Annotated in this window: 18 protein-coding genes; 4 read left to right on the top strand and 14 right to left on the bottom strand. The window is 52.1% G+C overall.

What is annotated here, in order from left to right:
- Positions 1-178: 178 nt before the first annotated feature.
- Positions 179-1,102: a bestrophin family protein gene (locus ACFQ1Z_RS13430; protein ID WP_379058519.1), complete on the bottom strand. Its 924-nt coding sequence runs from the start codon at positions 1,100-1,102 to the stop codon at positions 179-181.
- Positions 1,103-1,263: 161 nt separating this feature from the next.
- Here ACFQ1Z_RS13430 and msrB point away from each other — a divergent pair, with 161 nt between their 5' ends.
- Positions 1,264-1,710 (top strand): peptide-methionine (R)-S-oxide reductase MsrB, encoded by a 447-nt coding sequence (msrB, locus tag ACFQ1Z_RS13425; RefSeq protein WP_449288893.1) that lies wholly within the window; start codon positions 1,264-1,266, stop codon positions 1,708-1,710.
- 157 nt (positions 1,711-1,867) lie between these two features.
- On the opposite strand, the gene ACFQ1Z_RS13420 is transcribed toward msrB, so the two are convergent.
- From ACFQ1Z_RS13420 to ACFQ1Z_RS13400, 5 genes are all read right to left on the bottom strand, one after another.
- A complete protein-coding gene (locus tag ACFQ1Z_RS13420) occupies positions 1,868-2,878 on the bottom strand; it encodes a catalase family peroxidase (protein ID WP_379058514.1) in 1,011 nt (336 codons plus the stop codon).
- A 121-nt stretch (positions 2,879-2,999) separates the two neighbouring features.
- Complete coding sequence (locus ACFQ1Z_RS13415) at positions 3,000-3,452, bottom strand: MarR family winged helix-turn-helix transcriptional regulator (RefSeq protein WP_379058511.1); 453 nt, start codon at positions 3,450-3,452, stop codon at positions 3,000-3,002.
- Between the two features lie 252 nt (positions 3,453-3,704).
- Positions 3,705-6,116 (bottom strand): EAL domain-containing protein, encoded by a 2,412-nt coding sequence (locus tag ACFQ1Z_RS13410; protein ID WP_379058508.1) that lies wholly within the window; start codon positions 6,114-6,116, stop codon positions 3,705-3,707.
- Positions 6,117-6,128: 12 nt separating this feature from the next.
- Positions 6,129-6,713, bottom strand: a complete 585-nt coding sequence (locus ACFQ1Z_RS13405) for a methylamine utilization protein (protein ID WP_379058505.1) — start codon at positions 6,711-6,713, stop codon at positions 6,129-6,131.
- A 19-nt stretch (positions 6,714-6,732) separates the two neighbouring features.
- Positions 6,733-7,155 (bottom strand): group I truncated hemoglobin, encoded by a 423-nt coding sequence (locus ACFQ1Z_RS13400; RefSeq protein WP_379058503.1) that lies wholly within the window; start codon positions 7,153-7,155, stop codon positions 6,733-6,735.
- Between the two features lie 224 nt (positions 7,156-7,379).
- On the opposite strand from ACFQ1Z_RS13400, the gene ACFQ1Z_RS13395 reads away from it, so the two are divergent.
- Complete coding sequence (locus tag ACFQ1Z_RS13395; protein WP_379058915.1) at positions 7,380-8,186, top strand: DUF3034 family protein; 807 nt, start codon at positions 7,380-7,382, stop codon at positions 8,184-8,186.
- A 73-nt stretch (positions 8,187-8,259) separates the two neighbouring features.
- On the opposite strand, the gene pqqA is transcribed toward ACFQ1Z_RS13395, so the two are convergent.
- The 4 genes from pqqA to ACFQ1Z_RS13375 form a co-directional block, all read right to left on the bottom strand.
- The gene (pqqA, locus tag ACFQ1Z_RS13390; RefSeq protein ID WP_081624291.1) at positions 8,260-8,331 is read right to left on the bottom strand and encodes a pyrroloquinoline quinone precursor peptide PqqA; all 72 of its coding nucleotides are present in this window, start codon (positions 8,329-8,331) and stop codon (positions 8,260-8,262) included.
- Between the two features lie 152 nt (positions 8,332-8,483).
- Complete coding sequence (locus ACFQ1Z_RS13385; protein ID WP_379058501.1) at positions 8,484-10,742, bottom strand: lipopolysaccharide kinase InaA family protein; 2,259 nt, start codon at positions 10,740-10,742, stop codon at positions 8,484-8,486.
- 3 nt (positions 10,743-10,745) lie between these two features.
- Positions 10,746-12,734: an LTA synthase family protein gene (locus ACFQ1Z_RS13380; protein WP_379058499.1), complete on the bottom strand. Its 1,989-nt coding sequence runs from the start codon at positions 12,732-12,734 to the stop codon at positions 10,746-10,748.
- A 106-nt stretch (positions 12,735-12,840) separates the two neighbouring features.
- Positions 12,841-13,221 carry a hypothetical protein gene (locus ACFQ1Z_RS13375; RefSeq protein WP_379058497.1) on the bottom strand — a complete coding sequence of 127 codons (381 nt, stop codon included), beginning with the start codon at positions 13,219-13,221 and terminating at the stop codon, positions 12,841-12,843.
- A gap of 225 nt (positions 13,222-13,446) precedes the next feature.
- Here ACFQ1Z_RS13375 and ACFQ1Z_RS13370 point away from each other — a divergent pair, with 225 nt between their 5' ends.
- Together ACFQ1Z_RS13370 and ACFQ1Z_RS13365 are read left to right on the top strand one after the other, a co-directional pair.
- A complete protein-coding gene (locus ACFQ1Z_RS13370; RefSeq protein ID WP_379058494.1) occupies positions 13,447-13,725 on the top strand; it encodes a type II toxin-antitoxin system RelE/ParE family toxin in 279 nt (92 codons plus the stop codon).
- Entirely contained in the window at positions 13,652-14,044 is a 393-nt protein-coding gene (locus tag ACFQ1Z_RS13365) for a HigA family addiction module antitoxin (RefSeq protein ID WP_379058491.1), read from the top strand. The genes ACFQ1Z_RS13370 and ACFQ1Z_RS13365 overlap by 74 nt, the downstream gene beginning before the upstream one ends.
- A gap of 27 nt (positions 14,045-14,071) precedes the next feature.
- Here the strand turns inward: ACFQ1Z_RS13365 and ACFQ1Z_RS13360 are convergent, their stop codons facing one another.
- From ACFQ1Z_RS13360 to ACFQ1Z_RS13345, 4 genes are all read right to left on the bottom strand, one after another.
- Positions 14,072-14,230, bottom strand: a complete 159-nt coding sequence (locus ACFQ1Z_RS13360; RefSeq protein ID WP_379058912.1) for an addiction module protein — start codon at positions 14,228-14,230, stop codon at positions 14,072-14,074.
- 77 nt (positions 14,231-14,307) lie between these two features.
- The gene (locus ACFQ1Z_RS13355; RefSeq protein ID WP_379058489.1) at positions 14,308-14,817 is read right to left on the bottom strand and encodes a hypothetical protein; all 510 of its coding nucleotides are present in this window, start codon (positions 14,815-14,817) and stop codon (positions 14,308-14,310) included.
- Positions 14,818-14,824: 7 nt separating this feature from the next.
- Positions 14,825-16,396 (bottom strand): hypothetical protein, encoded by a 1,572-nt coding sequence (locus tag ACFQ1Z_RS13350; protein WP_379058486.1) that lies wholly within the window; start codon positions 16,394-16,396, stop codon positions 14,825-14,827.
- A gap of 104 nt (positions 16,397-16,500) precedes the next feature.
- Positions 16,501-17,829 carry an MFS transporter gene (locus ACFQ1Z_RS13345; RefSeq protein WP_379058484.1) on the bottom strand — a complete coding sequence of 443 codons (1,329 nt, stop codon included), beginning with the start codon at positions 17,827-17,829 and terminating at the stop codon, positions 16,501-16,503.
- Position 17,830: the final 1 nt, after the last annotated feature.

Genomic DNA, 17,830 nt, shown 5'->3' with positions numbered 1-17,830 from the left:
GTTATCGGGTTTTTGCCAGATGGGCGCGGACTAAGCTGCAATTAAATGACGTGTTGACCGATACTCCTTTGGGAGCACCGGTGTGCAGGCAAGACGACCAAACAGCGATAGTCGCCTTTCAGCAAACAAGAGAGGACGTGGCTGCTGCTGTTTCTTAATCGCTCTAAAGCAGTAGTGACTACATCAGCACAAAGTCTTTGGGCACCGGCAATGGGGGGATATCGGTATCGCCTAATGCTTCCTTGGTTTCAATCTCTATCACATCCGCCAGCGCGCTGATAGGCAAGGCATTGGCGCCCATGGCAAACGGCTCTTCCAGCTCGTTACCCAGCGCATCCAGGCCAAAGAAGGTATAGGCAGCCAGCGCGGTGACAAAAGGTGTCGCCCAGCCCAGCGTGTTGGCAAAACAAAACGGCAGCAGAAAACAGAAAGTGTAGGCGGTGCGGTGCAACAGCAAGGTATAGCCGAACGGGATAGGCGTATTCTGTATGCGTTCGCAAGAGGCCTGCACCTGCGCCAGCTTCTGCAGCAGCTCATCCAGCATATTGAACTGTATGCTATCGATGCGATCGCTATGCAATGCCTGTATCAACACACATTCCATGGCGCGCAATATCGCTTCGGCCGGGTTCTTGCTGCTTGAATACTCATGAAACACCGCTTCTGGCAGATAAGCGTGTATCTTGTGTTGCGGGTTGCTGGGCCGCAGCTGCACCAACAGCGCCTGGGCATAGGCGATATTACATTCAAGCAGGATACGGCGCGGTGATTGCGTCACGTCTTTGTCACTTTCCAGCACCTTGCTCAACCGTGCCAGGCTGCGTGCAGTCAGCACGAATTCGCCCCAGATCTTGCGTGCCTCCCACCAGCGCTCGTAGCAGGCGTTGTTCCTGAACGCCAGAAAGATGGATAAGGTGATGCCTAGTAACGCAAACGGGCCGCCATCAAACTTGGGCAACCAGCCTGGCTTAAAGGTATAAATGGAGACGATGACGGTGGAGAGCGTAGCCACGAATATCAGCAGTGGCATGATACGCAACACGATAGAACCTTTAATGATAAAAAACAGCTCTAGCAAATGCGGTCTGGGTCTGACGATCAAATGGTTTCTCCTGCGGATCGAACTATTGTTGTGATGTATACTCGATGGTTTAAGTGTATCTGCCAGCAATCTGTTTGCATTTGCCAAAGAAACACGGAAATCGGCTGGTTTAACGCTTTTTATAACCTGTCACCTTCATAACCGTCAGCGAGTAAATGATGATGTTGAAATGGAAAGATGTGCTCAAATTTGCCAGAGAAGGCAATCCTGAGGCTAGTCATAAAGTAGTTAAATCACCACGCGAATGGCGTGACATCCTTGATGAAGACGTGTTTGCCATCACACGCCTGAGCGCCACCGAACGGCCGTTTTCATCAGAAATGTGTGAGGCGTTTACGCCTGGCCGTTATGCCTGTGCCTGTTGCGAGCAGCCATTGTTCGACTCCGGGCAAAAATTCGAATCTTCATCTGGCTGGCCTTCGTTTGACCAGCCACTGACGCCTGATGCGATCGCCTATATTGAAGATGGCAGCCATGGCATGCAGCGCATAGAAGTGAAATGTAATGTCTGTGATGCGCATCTGGGCCATGTGTTTCCCGATGGCAAAACTGAAAGCGGCTTGCGTTATTGCATCAACGGCAAGGCGACTACGTTTATCAGCGCTTAAGCGGCTCCTATTGTGAGCGCTTGAGCGGCTCCTTTTGTGAGCGCTTGAGCGACTATGTTTATCAGCGCTTAAGCTTTATCCGTCATAAAAAAATGCCCCCGGTGGACTGCTGTCCGCAGGGGGCATTTCACATCTGCTGCTTACTTATTTACCACTATTATTTGCCTAACCTTCTGCCAAAGCTCACTGCGTAAGCCGTAGGCCGCGCCAGCAGGATAGGGTCCTGGCTGGCCTCTATGCCTTCGGTTAATTGCAGCGGATTAAACATCAGGGTTTTTTCTTTGGCCTTGCTATCTGCCACCACAGTTTTCAGGGTCAATGTGCCTAATTCCACCGTTTTGCGAGTTTCTGGCCACTGCACGGTGGCATTATTCACTTCGTCACCCTGCTCGGCGATTTGCAGTAACAGCTTGTATTGCACGCTCTGTTTTTTTACCCGTTCGGCGATATCGGTCATCAGGTAATCAGGTGCTGCTGCATCGGTCGCTTCTTTGCTCAGGTACTGCGCCCCGGCCACCGGGATGATCTGGTAACGGCCGTAGACACTCTGCCCCGCCGCATTGGTGAATTTAAACGCATTCACGCCAAAAAACGGCTGGGTGGCAAAACTGACTGGCGCTGGCTTGGGCGTGGTCACAAATTTCAAAGCTGCCGGGTGTGACGCTAAAAACTGTTCCACCGGGCTGGGTTTGGCCGTGCTGTTCTGTGAATCACGCACCGCATTGAGCAAGCCTAAAAAATCCTCAGGCGTGGCCGCCGGAAAGTTATTTATCGAGATGCTGACTATATCGGTGCTCAGGCCATCTTGCAGCTGAAAACGGATGGCGATGCCTTTAGGGAAAGCATTGCCGTTGGCATCCGGAATATTAGGCACACCAGTGGCGTCAGAAAACCTGACCAGCACTGGGCTCTCTGCCTTCTGCAGATGTGCCGCCTTGCTGATGCTTGCAGCTTGCGCAGAAGGTTTAAACGAGCCTTCCAGCATCACGCCTTTGGCGTGGTTGGAACGAAAGCCGGCGTGCGGCCCGCCAGAAAGCGTGGTCAAGGTATCGACCAGCTGCTCGGTGACCGGCTTGGCCTGCTCTGCAGGTTTATCTTCGGCCATCGCCGGATGAGCGCTGATAAAAGAAGCGGCGGCTAATGCGCTGATGAGTATTTTTATTTTCATGATGATGTCCCTTTCAATCTTTAAGGTAAAAAAACTTTATTGATCTTGCAAAATTAAATAGTGCACTATGTTTATGACATAAAAAATATAAAAACAACCCCAACTACTTATACAACCATTTTTATCCTGCATGCTGGATCAAATGGTTGCGTAATACCTTCATACGGTCACGCAATGACACCAGTTCTTCAACCGGGCAACCCATGGCGCATAACATCTCATCCATCAGATCGGATGTCTGCAGCCGCAAAGCACGCCCGGCATCTGTCAGGCAGATGATGACCTGCCGCTCATCTTTGCTGGAGCGCACGCGTTGTAACAACTCGGCGGCTTCAAGCCGTTTTAACAATGGCGTTAAAGTGGCCGAATCAAGAAACAGCTGCTCGCCTATATCACTGACGCTGCGCTGATCGCTTTCCCACAATACCAGCATCACCAGGTACTGCGAGTAAGTTAAACCCAATTTTTTCAGCAATGGCCGGTAAGCCTTGTTAATAGCCAGCGATAGTGAATATACGGCAAAACATAATTGCTCATTCAAGATCGGGGTCTTGCTGTTGGTGGTGCCAGTCATGCAGCGATTATATATAGCACGCTATTTAATAGCAATAAAAATAATCCGCTTACTGATTAAACAATCTGAAGATGGCACTCACTACAAAATTGCCTTTGTTATGCATTCTGAGTTTGCTCATTTTGCGCTCCTTTAAACATGAGACGCATGTTAAAACGAATGCATGATTGAATAAAGTTGAATGTTTTTATCATGCTGATAAGGGAAATTGATTGAAGCAGCAAACTGAAGGCTGGGGGCTGGGGGCTGGCCTTAACGTGGCGGAATAAAACCATCCAGCGGGTTGACGGAGAATGACAGGTCATCACCGATATCGATATCGATCTCGTTCTGGCCTTCCCAGCGTTCCAGCCAGATAGCGAAATCTTTTTCCGGCATAGGCTTGCCTATGAAATAGCCCTGCCCTTCGTCGCAGCCCAGTTTGGCTAACTGGCCAAGCACATCTTCGTTCTCTATGCCTTCAGCCACGACATTCAGGCCCAGGTTGTGCGCCAGGTCTATGGTTGATTTGACTATGCTGGCATCACCGCTATTTTTATCCATGAACATGACGAACGAGCGATCGATCTTGAGCTCCTGCACTGGCAGTTGCCGCAAATAAGCCAGCGAGGAATAGCCGGTGCCGAAGTCATCAATCGCCAGGTGCAAGCCCATGGCAGCCAGTTTTCTGACCACGGTTTCGGCCCGCTCCGGGTCCTGCATCAGGCTGCCTTCGGTGATTTCCAGCTTGAGGGCTTTTGCATCCAGCCGGTGCGCCTTGAGCAGCTCGGCTATCTGCTCAGGCAGTTCCATATTATTCAGATCGCGGGTGGACAGATTGACCGCCAGGCTCATGTGCAAACCCTGGCTCTTGTAATCAGCCAGCACCTGGCAGGCACGCAACAGCATCCAGTTGGTGATCTCGCTGATGATGCCGGTCTGCTCGGCAAAGGGGATAAACTGGTCAGGGAAGATCATGCCTTTTTCCGGGTGTACCCAGCGGATCAGCGCCTCTCCACCCAGCGTCTTGCGGGTTTTCACATCTATCTTAGGCTGTATGTACAGTAATAGCTGATTCTTATCGATCGCTTGTTTTAAATCGGAGATCAGGGTCAGTGTTTCTGATTGGTCTATCTCAAGCGCCGTGTTGTAGACTATCCATTCTGCTTTTTTGACTTTGGATTCATGCAGGGCGGTTTCGGCATGATTGAGCAAGGCTTCTTCACTAACGCCATGGTCAGGATACAGCGCGATGCCCATGCCTATGCGCACATCTATCGCCTGCCCTTGCACATGCACAGGCGCATCGAAGATACGATTGATCTTGTCGGCGTATTGCGTCGCCTTGGCCTGGTCTGCGTATTGCAGCAAAATGGCAAACTCGTCGGCAGACAAACGGGCGACTACGTCATGCTCAGACAGGATATTTTCTTTTAACACCTGGCCGACATGGCGCAACAAGTCATCACCGAAATCGCGGCCCAGCGTTTTATTGATAGGTTTGAAGCGGTGGATGTTGATCACCAGCACACTGAATTTCTGCTGCGTCTCGGCATGCCGCGTGATCGCCTGCTGCATGCCTTGCATAAAGGCCAGCCGGTTGGAAAGCCCGCTCAACTCATCATTGAACGCCAGGCGCTGTATACGTAGCGTACGTTGCAACACCGCCTCACGCATGCTGTTAAGCGCTTTACCCAGATAGCCGACTTCATCGCTGCTATTGATATCTATCTCTTTTGCATAATCACCCATGGCGATCTCGTCGGCATTTTTCACCAGCTCGGCGATAGGCTCGGTGATTTTGCGCGAAACATACCAGATCAGTGCGGCAAAGATCAGCACGCCAATAAAGGTGAGCACCACCATGCTTTGAAAAAGCTGGCTCAACTCCCGCGTGAACGGCGCGACCGAGCCCTGCAGCACCACCAGCAATACTTCGTCTTTGGTTTCATGCAGCGAGCGTATCTTGAGGTGATAGGTCTGGCCGTGAAGATCGACTTTGTGCAGTGACAGTTTCTGTCTGTAAATATCAGCGATGGTTTTGACCAGCACATTGGAGAGCTGGCTGGTGCCGGTGCCACTCATCAGTTTCCAGTCTTGTTGCGCTGTTTTTTGCAAAAAGGTGACATCCAGATGCGTGAGCTGTTTGATCTGGTCTGCCAGCCGGCCATCCACGGCAAAGCCCATGACGATCCAGCCTATCACATCGGGCGCTTTCACCGGCACGGTGATCAGCTGATACGGCTTGCCATCGACAATATCAAACTTGAGCGTGCCGTTCTGGTTCTGCAAAATTGCCTGTCGCGCGTTTAGATCAAATTTGCTATCGGCGGTACCTATCACCAGGTCTTCGCTATTGCTGATGTAATAAGCGACCTGGGCGTGTATGCGGCCCTGGTAACTTTCCAGCGCAGACTTGATGGTTTCGGCATCGTTACTGGCGACGGCATCGCGGAAAGCGAAGTCAGCAGCCAGCACTTGTGTGGCTTGTTTCAGGCTTTGGGTGTTGTGTTGCAGCAGGTTAACGAACACGCGTTCGCCGACGTTGATCTGGTCCTGGGCGAGTTCGTTGGCATGTTTAACCAGCGCGTATTTAAGCGGTATGAGGCCAGCCAGCTGGATAGCGACAACAACGGAGAGAAATGTAAACGCTATTCGAGAGCGAATATGTTTGAACTTGATCATGCAGTCTTATTTTTATGGAATCGACACTTTAACCTCAGTAGCCCCATCAATTTTTACCTTTTGCTCCGTCGCCGGCTTGTTCACCCCCGGCGACCATACCTGATAAGAATATAGTCCGTCGCTCAGTTTGAGCACAGCGCGGCCTTTATCATCCGTTTTAGCAAAAAATGGCGTATCTACTATGTAGATGTACCCTAACATAGAATCGTGAATGTTGCACCCCAAGGTCACCACACCGGCCTGCTCGAACGGCAGCGGGTTGGTAGGTACACCCGAATACAATTTTAATTCAAATTTCTTGGCTGGGGAAAAAGAGTACACATGATGCCGGAATGAGTCTTCGTTAGGGAAACTAATATTGGTCCCGGTCTGCACCACCGTGATCTTGGGGTTGAACATCTTGTTTTTTTGTACGATCTTGCCGGTCGCATTCGGGTTGCTGGCCGCGGTCTTGCCATCATAAAAAGCCACTACGGCGTCAGTCACCGCATTACCCGCGGCATCGGTCACTATCACCGTCACCGTGTCTGCCCAGGCCACACTCACTATGGCGGTTGCCAACACCAGCCACACTGTACGCACGATTGCAGCCAGCATAATATTTCCTTTACTCACTCTAATTGGTCACAACATCATGCTTCATCGGTGCCAGTATCTTCAGCAACTCGTTCTTTTCTCTGGTGCCTATGCCATTCGCATCTATGCGCTCGCGTAACACCTCGACCATGATCTCGAACTCTGCCGTGGTGATATGCAGATCTGCATGCGATTTTTTCATGGTTTCGCCTTCGTAAACACAATCACCACCGGTTTTGATACAGAGGAAATTTGTCAGGCTTTCCTTCAAGGTCTTCATCTTAACATCTTCAAACGAACGCTTGGTGCGTGGGTCTTTGCTGACGATATCCAGAGTCTGGTTGGAGAGACGGCTCAAGATGGGCAAGCCGCCTATACGCTGGAACAAGCTGGCTTCTGGCTTGGGTTGCAGGGCACATCCGGCACATACCCATACCAGCATGGCAATCACAAAACTTCGCATCGCTACTCTCCATCACTCTTTAGACCAATGATCGCATCATACAACTGCGCCGCGTGATGCATAGGGCAAAAAAAACCGTATTCCTGTGTTTTTTCACGCAATGATATTTATCGCGCCAGCTGGATAATGCCGCTATGAACGAATCAAGCGAGGTCTCTATGCATCAGCTAAAACTTATTGCCACTGTGTTATCCGTGGTGCTGCCATTGTTTGCACCATGTTCAATGGTGCATGCCGGCGATCGTTTACTGGCGACCGGCGGAGTGACACAGGTTGAAGGCTCGGCTGGCGGTGGATTGATGCCATGGGCTGTGATCAGCGGTTACGGCACAGACCAGCAAGTCGGTGGTTCTGCGTTTTATACGCATGCTGAAACCAAAGCCGATTACAAACTGAATTCGGCCGGGATCTCATTAGGCTTTATGAATCGCGTGGAAGTCAGCGCCGCCCAAACCCGATTCGGTCTGGGCAAAACGGTGCGCGGTGAAGAGATCCGCCTGAATACCGTGGGTGTGAAATTGCGCCTGATCGGTGATGCGATTTACGATCAGGACACCTGGCTGCCACAGCTCTCGGTAGGTGCCCAATACAAATATAACGAAGACTTTAACTTTATCCCCAAAGCACTGGGCGCCAAAGACCGTAGCGGTGTCGATTACTACCTGGCGGCCAGCAAATTGTTTCTTGGTGCGGCTAATGGCTACAACCTGCTAGTGAATGCTAACTTGCATGCCACTAAAGCCAACCAGTTCGGCCTGCTGGGTTTTGGTGGTGACAGACGCGACAGTTACCGTATCTACCCTGCGGTTTCGGCAGCGGTGATGTTGTCTGACAGTTTTCTGGTTGGCACCGAGTTGCGTTTTAAACCGGATAACCTCTCAGGCGCCGAAGAGAAAAAGGCACAGGATGTATTTCTGACCTGGTTTGCGCATAAAAATGTTTCAGTGACCGGCGCTTATATAGACCTGGGCACCATAGCCACCAAAGAGAACCAGACCGGCTGGTATTTATCCGGGCAGATCAATTACTGATCTCTCTCCGCTAACGGCTACACACAAATGACAACGGGCGCTTATAGCGCCCGTTTTTCGTAGCAAGGAACAATTACTTGTTCATTACGTACATAGTTACTTCAAAGCCGAAACGCATTTCGGTAGCAGCTGGTTTTGTCCACATGATTGATTTCCTTTTTAGCTAGTTTGTTAGAAAGTTTTGGTAACTCATTGCGCTTTAGCATTTGCTATCACGTGTGACCATATTAAAACTGCACTATAAACTTGTCGTGCTTAAACTGCGCGACAGGCCATCATGATTTTCATGAGACTAGTCTAAGTGGCGTTGCCACCACGTATTTCTTTGATCTTGCGCAATAACTTGCGCATGCCTTTACGGCCTATGCTGCGCTTTAAATGCACCTTGAAATCATATAAATAAAACGGCAGCAAAGTGCCTATATTCAGGCTATGCCCGGACAGCCCCAGATACAGCGTCAGAAACTGCTTGCGCCCTTCCCAGTGTAATTTCTGGATGGCTCGGGTCAGATCAGCGATCCTTTCACTATATGGCGTCGCCGTGGCATGCGCGTGCAGGCGCGCGGTATCTATCAGCGAGAATGTCAGGCGTTCATCCTGTTGGCTGACCAGGATATTGCCGCCGGAGAAATCCCTGAAATAAATGCCAGATGCATGCATATGCAGGCAAAACAGCGCAAACGCCTGGTACAGACTTTGCGCAGCCACACCCTGAAAACTTTGCTCGCCCTGACTGAAAGCGATAAAGGCCTGGGCGATGGTGAAGTCGTGCGTGACATACTCACAAATAAAGTAATTCTGCTTGAGGCTGCTGTCGTCTACGCGCTCGAAATAGGCCAGCGGCATGGCAGTGCCCACGCCACGGCGCAACAGCTCCATGGCGCCGTTCCAGCTGCGTTTGGCCTTGCTGGGCTTAAAGCGGTCCAGCACGGTCTTGTGCCAGTGCATCCTGATTGGCTGTTTGACGGTGACTTTTTTATTGGCCGAGCGTGGGTCGGCGATAGGCCAGATCGCATTGCGCGCATGGCGTAAGGCCTGCTCTTTGGCTGGTGCCCTGAGGGTGCCGGGGTGCCAGGCATACCACAGCTGCGCCGCCTGCTCACTGCTTTCAGCCAGTATCATGCCGCGCCAGTCGGCTTCTTGCACCGGGTAGTATTGCAGGCCCTGGATATGGGCGTGGATGATGGTCTGTGACAGTTTGGGGGTATCGGTATGTAATGCCACGCTGTCGCTGGCATCCCACATCAGGTAGACCGGTGTTTCGGTGATCAGCGCCGGCTGTGCAATAGACTGACCGTTGCGATTGATGCACTCCACCTTGCGCAAACTGGATTCAGCATAGACCTGGTTCAATATGGCGCAGTGGCCATTGATGGCCCACACCACATGGATCAGTTTCTGATGCTTGCGCAGCTGGTGTATCTCCAGGCCATTGCCTGTGGCCAATGCGCCTATATAGTGTGCGCCATTGAGCCAGCGCGCCACTGTCCTCAGGGCCGAGAAACTCGGGTTGCGCTGGTATTCATGCAGGTTGCCATCGGCTGACTGGTAATAGGCCACCCGCTCTAGTGCCGGGTAGCGCGCCTCATCCAGGCCGTCATTGATCACGCCTTCACGGTGGCAGATCATGGCACCCCAGTTGGCCTGCTGCAAGGCACCGGAAGCGGCCAGCAGGGTGAAATAGCGCGTGACATAATCTGCCTGCTTTTGTGCGCCATCCGGCAAATGGCGCTGTATGCGGTAAATGGCCCAGAATGCCACCGGCGAAACCAGGCTGGCGACGCCAAAATCTGCGCCTATCTTTTGCAACAGGCGCGCTTTCTTGATCAGGTTGAATTTTAAACAGCGGGTCCAGCGGAACTGGAAGATACGGTGGTCTGGCTGCTCGGGCTCTATCACGCGCTCTACAAACAGGTTATTGCTGTGCACGTCAGGCAGCAGGTGTTCTGCCTGCAGTTTCTTGAACGCGCTGATGTTATACAGCGGCTCAAAGTCCTGGATATTCGGGCCGACCACTTTGACACCGTATTGCCTGGCCAGTCTATGGGCGATCTGCCACGCCTGCAAAAAGCCCGGCCACTGATAGCCTGACCAGCGTTTACGGTTGATGGTATTGCCTATCTCAAGGCTGGCGATCTGCGTGGCATATTGCTGCAAGAACTGTTCGACGAACTGCTGCCACCTGGCCTGCACTTGTGTATCCAGCATATGCCTGGCGGTTGCAAACGGCTGCACCAGGTGCACATCTACCAGCAGGCTGGCATCCAGCAGGCGCTGCAACAACCTGACCTGGTGCACATACATTTCATCATCGCCGATATCCAGCCGCACACGGCCCAGCCCCAGCGCGGCCAGTTGTGCCAGCACATAATCATCGGTTTCCGGCTGCTCGCTGGTTGCGACACAAATACCTATGAAATGGTTGGGGATAGCATGATCTGCCACCGGCAAATGGCTGTTTTTAAGCCGCAGGCCGCCCTTGAAGATATAGGCCAGCCCATCTTGCACGACCTGCCGGGTCAACATACTGGGCAAAGGAGAACGTTTTACAGCCACTGCTTACTCCGGCAAGCGATAACGCTGCTCTTTATAAAGCAGGGCCGGCAACAAGGCGTTGGCTAAAGCCTGCTCGGCCAGGGCCTGCCCGTCCGCTGGCGCGGCGGTATTCTGCAGCTTTTTGCTTTGCGGCTGGTAATGGCCGAATGCCGGTGCTTTGCCTTCGCGCAGTACGACCACCTCGTTCTGCTCTATCGTGGGGCCCAGTTGCTGCATCCAGCCATAATTAGAGTTGTATTGCATCATGGCGCGGCCGCGGTAATCGGCGCTGATATTAGAAAGATCATGGCCTGTCATAGGGTGCTGGGCGGCTATGCCCATCAATGACAATACGGTGACTGGCAGATCGATCTGGCTGGCAATGGCATCCACGGTTTTTGCCTCAACCGCACCACCCAGTATCAGCGCCGGGATATGGAAATGCTCTATAGGCACCAGCGTATCGCCACGCACCCGGATATCGTGGTCAGCCACGATCAGGAACACGGTGTCATTCCAGTACGGGCTGGCCTTGGCTTTCTTGAAAAACTCGCCTATGGCATAGTCGGCATATTTCACCGCATTATTGTCGGTTGCTTTCGGTTGTTCATACAGGTCGATACGGCCATCGGGGAATTCAAACGGCGCATGGTTGGAAGAGCTGAATGCCAGGGTGAAGAATGGCTTGCCGCTGGCATGGTGTGCCAGCAATTGCTCATGGGTCTTATTCAGAAGGTCTTCATCCGAAGCGCCCCAGCTGGCAACGAATACCGGCTGCTTAAAATCTGGCTGGTCAGTGATCTGCTGAAAACCATTGCCCATGAAAAAGCTGCGCATATTGTCAAAATGCGACTCGCCGCCATAGATGAATTCGGTGTGATAGCCTTGTTTGCCCAGCAGCGTAGCCAGCGTGAAAAAATTGTTCTGGCTTAAACCCAGCTTGACCGTACTATCGGCAGGCGTGGGTTGAAAACCCGTCACCACTGCTTCAATGCCGCGCACTGAGCGCGTGCCGGTGGCAAACAAATGTGTGAACCAGATACCTTCGGACTTGAGCTGTTCCAGATTGGGCGTCACCGGTTTGCCGCCCAGTGATTCCACAAACCCGGCTCCCAGGCTCTCCTGCAGCAAGATGACCAGGTTTAATGGTTTATCGCGTTTCACCGAAGGCACCAGGGTGGTCAGGGTGGGGATATCGCCCTCTTTGGCGCCGGTGAGGGAAAATATTTTTTCGCGTGGCAACTTGCCATACATCTCGCTCGATTTAGCCTCGTGCTGCAAGCTATAAGCGGCATAAAACACCGAATAGGTGGAGTTCAGGATCAGGCTATTGACCATGCTGTCCTGGGTGATGGCAAACAGGGCCGGATTCGCCGGCCGGTGCGTGAGCGTAGAGCGAATGGCAAACGCTGTCAGCAGCAGAATAAAAGGCCACACCAGCCAGACTGCCCAGTTAGACCATTTTGCCTCTGCCTCACGCCAGGGTTTGAGCAGTTTGTAGACCAGCACCAGGGCTAGCAAAGCCATGCCCAGGCCAAAAAACAGTTCCAGCTTGAAGCCCTGCCATAGCATGCCGAACACTTCATGCGGATATTTGAGGTACTCAACAAAGATACGGTTGGGGCGCACATCGTATTCGAGTATAAAACCTGGGGTCGCTGCTTCGAGAAACACCAGCAGCACCAGTGAAAGCAATACCCAGCAGAAAGTGAATGCGCGCCAGATATGGAAGCGTTTGCGCGTTGCCAGCACTGGCGCGAGTAATATGGGAATGATAGCCAGCAAACCTAGCTGTATCAGGTCTACCCGCACGCCCTGCAGCAAGATCTGGCATAACTCGCCGGTGGCGAGCACGCGCTCCCATTTCCAGCCGACCAGCCCCAGGCGGGTCAGGGAGAGAAACACCAGCCCGCTTAAAAACATCACGATCAGCGGCGCATAAGGCCCAAACCAGTGACCTACGGCCCAGAGCTTGGAGTGTGAAGGAGGCTTACCGAAATAACTTGATCGCATGTTTTGCTTAATCAGAATTGATTCAAGCGTGACATTATAACGGGTTATTGTGCAATGTTATTACCAAGCGCCGGATACCTGCCCAGCCGTTTACCTGGCTGCTTAATTAAATCCCATCTGTAAGGGATTTTTTCCGCAGGTCCAGATAGACCATGGATAACAAGATCACCGGAATCACAAAGCCTACCAGCAACGGCGTCAGATCCAGCAGCATATCGGCAATACCGGTCTGGCTGGTAAATGCGCTCCACAACTTGGCCAGTAGCGGGATCACGGTAAATAACAAGGTCGGCACCAGAAACCAGATGGTGCTGGTCGCACCGCGTTTGGCCAATCTTGCGGAAACATATGAAACTACGGCGACAATCACGGCCGCACCAGCACCCCACACCGCACCAGCGACGATAGTGATCCAGGTCCCGACCTGGTACAGCAATAAACAAATAAGAGCAGTTAAGACAAGTTTTCGGTTGACTGACAGTGACATAAACGACCTTTCTTATTATTCGGGTTTCTGTGAGTACACTCAAACAGATAATTAACCAATGAATAAGTTGCGCCCAATAAGATTTTTTGTAAACTCTTTGTTGTTTAACACATCATCATTAATCAATAAATTCATTATCTGCCAGCCATAAAGCATTCAGATGAATTTTTTAATAAAGCGAGGGATCTAATTGACAGATTCTATATTGCGGAATACCCTATTTTTATGATACATACTTTCGCATGTGAGGATACCGAGGCACTCTTTCGCAGCGTCAACGTTCGTCGCTTTAAAAACATAGAACGTATCGCCCGACGAAAACTATTGCAATTACACGCAGCGATTAGCCTCAATAGTTTGCGAATACCCCCCGGCAATCATCTCGAAGCACTAAAAGGCAATCGCCTAGGTCAACATAGCATTCGCATCAATGACCAATGGCGTCTGTGTTTTATTTGGAAAGAAGATGGCGCGTACGCGGTTGAGATTGTGGATTACCACTAATTGCTACAAAAAGGATATGGAAATGACTGACTTACTTGAAGAAATCTATCCAGGCGAAATTCTGCTGGAAGAGTTTATGAAACCGATGGGCATTACTGCGCGACAACTCTCTGCAGATATTGATGTACCGCCTAGCCGCATCAGCGATATTGTTAATGGCAATCGACCTATCACCGCAGACACTGCACTACGTCTTGGCCTATTTTTTGGTATGGAACCGCGTTACTGGCTTAACCTGCAAAGTGAATACGATATGCGCATCGCAACCCGTGAGTTAATGCCGCAAGTTGCACCTAGGGTGAGAGTGTTTGAGCGGTAATATGCGAAACAGAAGCGATGGCAAGCTTTATCTCAAAATGACACGTATCTGAGCTAGCGCCTCTGCAAGTGAGATTGTTTGTACGACCCCAGTTTCAATCTCTCTCAACCTACGCTCTGCCTCAACCGCCCAGGCCTGCTCAAACCCATCTTCCTCATCTAAGCGGCAAGTAAAAGCTGAGCCAATACAGCGCGCTCATTGGCAGGTAGCTGCAAAATTTTGGCTTCCCGTGACTGGAGTTGATTACCCATCGCGTTTTTCAATCAGTTGATTTTAGACCACACAGCCAGAGCTTCTATATCCTGATAAACGGCAGCGTCGGGGCTCACATCCAGTATGCCTTTATCTATCATCATCACCGCCTGATGGCACCCTTCCCTTTTATTGCCCTGGCCTATCCAGTCCTTGATGATGCCTTCGCCTTCTTTGCGCACGATAGTGGAATAATCCCTGAGCACCGCATCCCTGGCGATAGCGCCGCCTGAAGCTTCTGCGGCCTCCATTTTTTTCGCGATGTATTTGGTGGAGGCGCTGTAGTATTTGCTATTACGCTCCTGCCAGATGTTGACATACTCTCTGGGCGTTTCCAGCCGGCCTAGCAGTGCCAGGCACTCTATACCGATACGGCCCACCACAAAATTGGCTGCCCCTACAAAGGCAGAGGCGACATTTCTGGATTCTGACTCCAGTGCCAAACCCTCATCAGCATGTACAGCACTGCTTAAAAAACTGACTAACAGCAAGGCCAGAAAAGGGTGCGGTGTTTTCATCATGTGGTGTTCAAGCAGTTGGCTTGTTGCGGAATAAGCGGCGCAAGGCTTTGCCGGAAACCCGCAACAAAAACCAGATTATCGCCAAACCACTGATTAAAAACAACAGCGCGGGCAAGGGCATCAGCGCCGCAGTTTGCGGTTTCAGCGCCCAGCCATCTTTTAAATGCTCAGGCAGCGGGTTGGGCGTGACCGGAATGATTTTCCACTGGCTGCGATCGGCCGGCGCCTGTTGCTGATATTGCGCAAAGCTATACACCGGCGCCAGGCCGTCAGCACGGCTGGAAGGCAGTTGCGGGATGCGCACAAAATAAATCGCTTCCAGTTGCTCTGCCATGTTGTGCATGTCACCTTTCAGGGTCGCAGTGGTGCCGGTGTGGGCGATATTGAGCAGGTCGTTGCCTATCGCATCAAACGCCACCGCGGGAAACAGGCGCGTCATTTCGGTATTTAGGTAATCGTAGATCGCACGGCCTTTGGTCAGGCTGCGCTCCTGCGCGGCGATATACCAATAGGCGGCGCTGGCTTTGAGTAAGCTTTCGCCACCGCTCTGCGGTACTTTCCAGCCAAGATGATGCAACACATCGACACTGATGCCGGCGCAGTTGTTAGTGGCATGGTCATAGACAAAATCATTGCGGTAAAAATGCTGGTAAACGCGGTTGCTGGCAGCCTGGATAGTGGCCGGGATAGTCGGCTGCGAGAATACCGCCACCAGCATATACGACGGCCGGTAAAAAGCCTGCCCGCTGTTGAGGTCTGCCATGTATTTATCAAACGGCGTCACCGCGGCAATGATGCCTTTTTCGCTATTGGTCGCCAGGTTGTAGTAGTTGTTGACCAGCCAGTGCTGGTAGCTACCATCGGCAGCGACAACACCGGTGGCGAGTGCAAAATGCCCGCCGTGCGCTTCGTCGTCGTCGCCTTGCGCGCCGTTCAATAACACGCCTAAGACCGCTTTACCTGCCAGTGACGGCTGAGCGGCAGGTGTTTTCTGCCACAGCAAACGGCTCTGGTGCGCGCTGCGTGCGCCGCCATGCTCAAATTGCACCAGTTGTTTGAGTGATTCACCGGCTTGCAATGGTTGCGCCTGCGCCTGCAGGTCCAGGCGGAAATCCTCAGGCCAGATGGTACGGGCAATTATGGTGGCACCGTGCTGTTCGCCACCTATGCTCAGCGTACGTTGTGCGAAAAAAGCCTGGCTATCCTGGTTCCAGTAAGAAAGATTGGTCGGGATCTTGGGCACGATCTTAAACGCGGTTTCTGTCCCATCTGCCAGACGCAATCGCTCTGCGCCCGCTAATAAATGCGTATTCGCCCAATGCCGGGTGGCGCCGGTCCACACCAGCCCTGGCAAGGCACGCACATTTAAAGCAGCGACATCATCCGCCCCGCGTTTACCGGCATCAAAGCCGGTGACAGGCTGGCCGGCTTGCGGCACTGTGACGGTTTCGCCTTTGAAATACCATAGCGCTTGTGGCAGGCCCTGGCAATTAGGGCAAGGCGCTTGCACTGTCGCAAACTGCTCGCTGGCATATAGACCCAGCGGCTGTTTCACCATCTCACCTGCCTGTGCCCCCATTTCTCCCGCCTGCACTATTTCTCCGGCCTGAACTATGTCTCCTGCCTGCATTAGCATCTGCGAGCACCCCAGTAACCACCAACCAAATGAGCGCATGTGCATACCTAGTCTGCGGCAAACCAGCGTTTGACATAAGCCACGCTACTAGATAGGTATTCTGGCTGCCGCCAGCACAAATAGGCCGCCACTAGCAGATTCAGGCCTGCGGTCGCTGCAAACAATTGTGGGATCGTTAAACCATAACCGAACAACATGAGCGAAAAGCCGGCAGAAACCACCATGAATAATGCATTCATAATGTTGTTGGCCGCGATGACACGCGATTGGTACCGTGGCTCTACCCGGGATTGCAGTAGTACATATAAAGGCACGATATAAAGGCCGCCGCTCACGCCCAGCAATGCCACATCCAGCAGCATGCGCCAGTAATCCAGCTGGCTGATGGCTTGTAATGTCCAGCCAGGGTGTGCCAGAAACTGTTGCTGGATATTGCCTGCGGTCGCGGCAAAATCCCAGGCAAACACTGACATGCCCACCGCGCCTAACATGACCAGGCCCAGCTCCTGTTTGCCTTTGGAGAGTTTTTCACACCAGACCGAGCCTATGCCCACGCCTACCGAAAAAATCGACAGCAAGGCAATAAAGTCGCGCTCACTGCCATGCAGGCCGTCTTTTGCCAGATTGGGGAATTGCGCCAGCAAGGTGGCACCAAAAAACCAGAACCATGAAATGGCAACAATGCCTACCCACAAAGTTTGTTGCGCCCAGAAGATACGCACATTGTTGACGGTTTCGCTGATGGGGTTCCAGTTGATCTTCATCTCCGGCACTGGCGCTGGTGATAGCGGGATACTGCGGCTGATATGAAAACCGGAAACGGCGATCAGCAGTATGCTCAAACTGGTGACGAATTCATGTTGCGGCAAGCTGCCTAACCAGGCACCGAGCACCTGCCCCAGCAAAATGGAGACAAAGCTGCCCATCTCCACCAGGCCGTTGCCTGCAGTCAACTCATGTGGCTGCAGATGTTGTGGCAGGTAAGAATATTTCACCGGCCCGAACACGGTGGAATGCAAGCCCATCAGGAACAGGGCCAGGGCGAGCATGACCAGATTATGCAGCAGGAAACCGGCACCGGCTAACAGCATGATGCCTACCTCCAGCAACTTGACCAGGCGTATGATCTGCGATTTTTCATACTTGTCTGCCAGTTGCCCGGCGGAGGCCGAAAACAGGAAAAATGGCAGGATAAACAGCCCGGGCAGCAAGGTGACCAGGGTGCCGCCATCCAGAGTAGTCAGGCTGGCTGTATTGAAAGCCACCTGCGTGATTAACGCGGTTTTAAAGACATTGTCATTGAATGCGCCTAAGCCCTGAGTCCAGAAAAACGGGCGAAAGCGCGGCTGGGTAAGTAAAGAGAATGGATTATGCATA

The organism is Methylophilus luteus (assembly GCF_042676265.1).
GTDB classification, from domain to species: Bacteria; Pseudomonadota; Gammaproteobacteria; order Burkholderiales; family Methylophilaceae; genus Methylophilus; species Methylophilus luteus.
The sequence above is the reverse complement of the archived record's forward strand: the minus strand, read 5'-3'. Positions and strand labels throughout refer to the sequence as shown.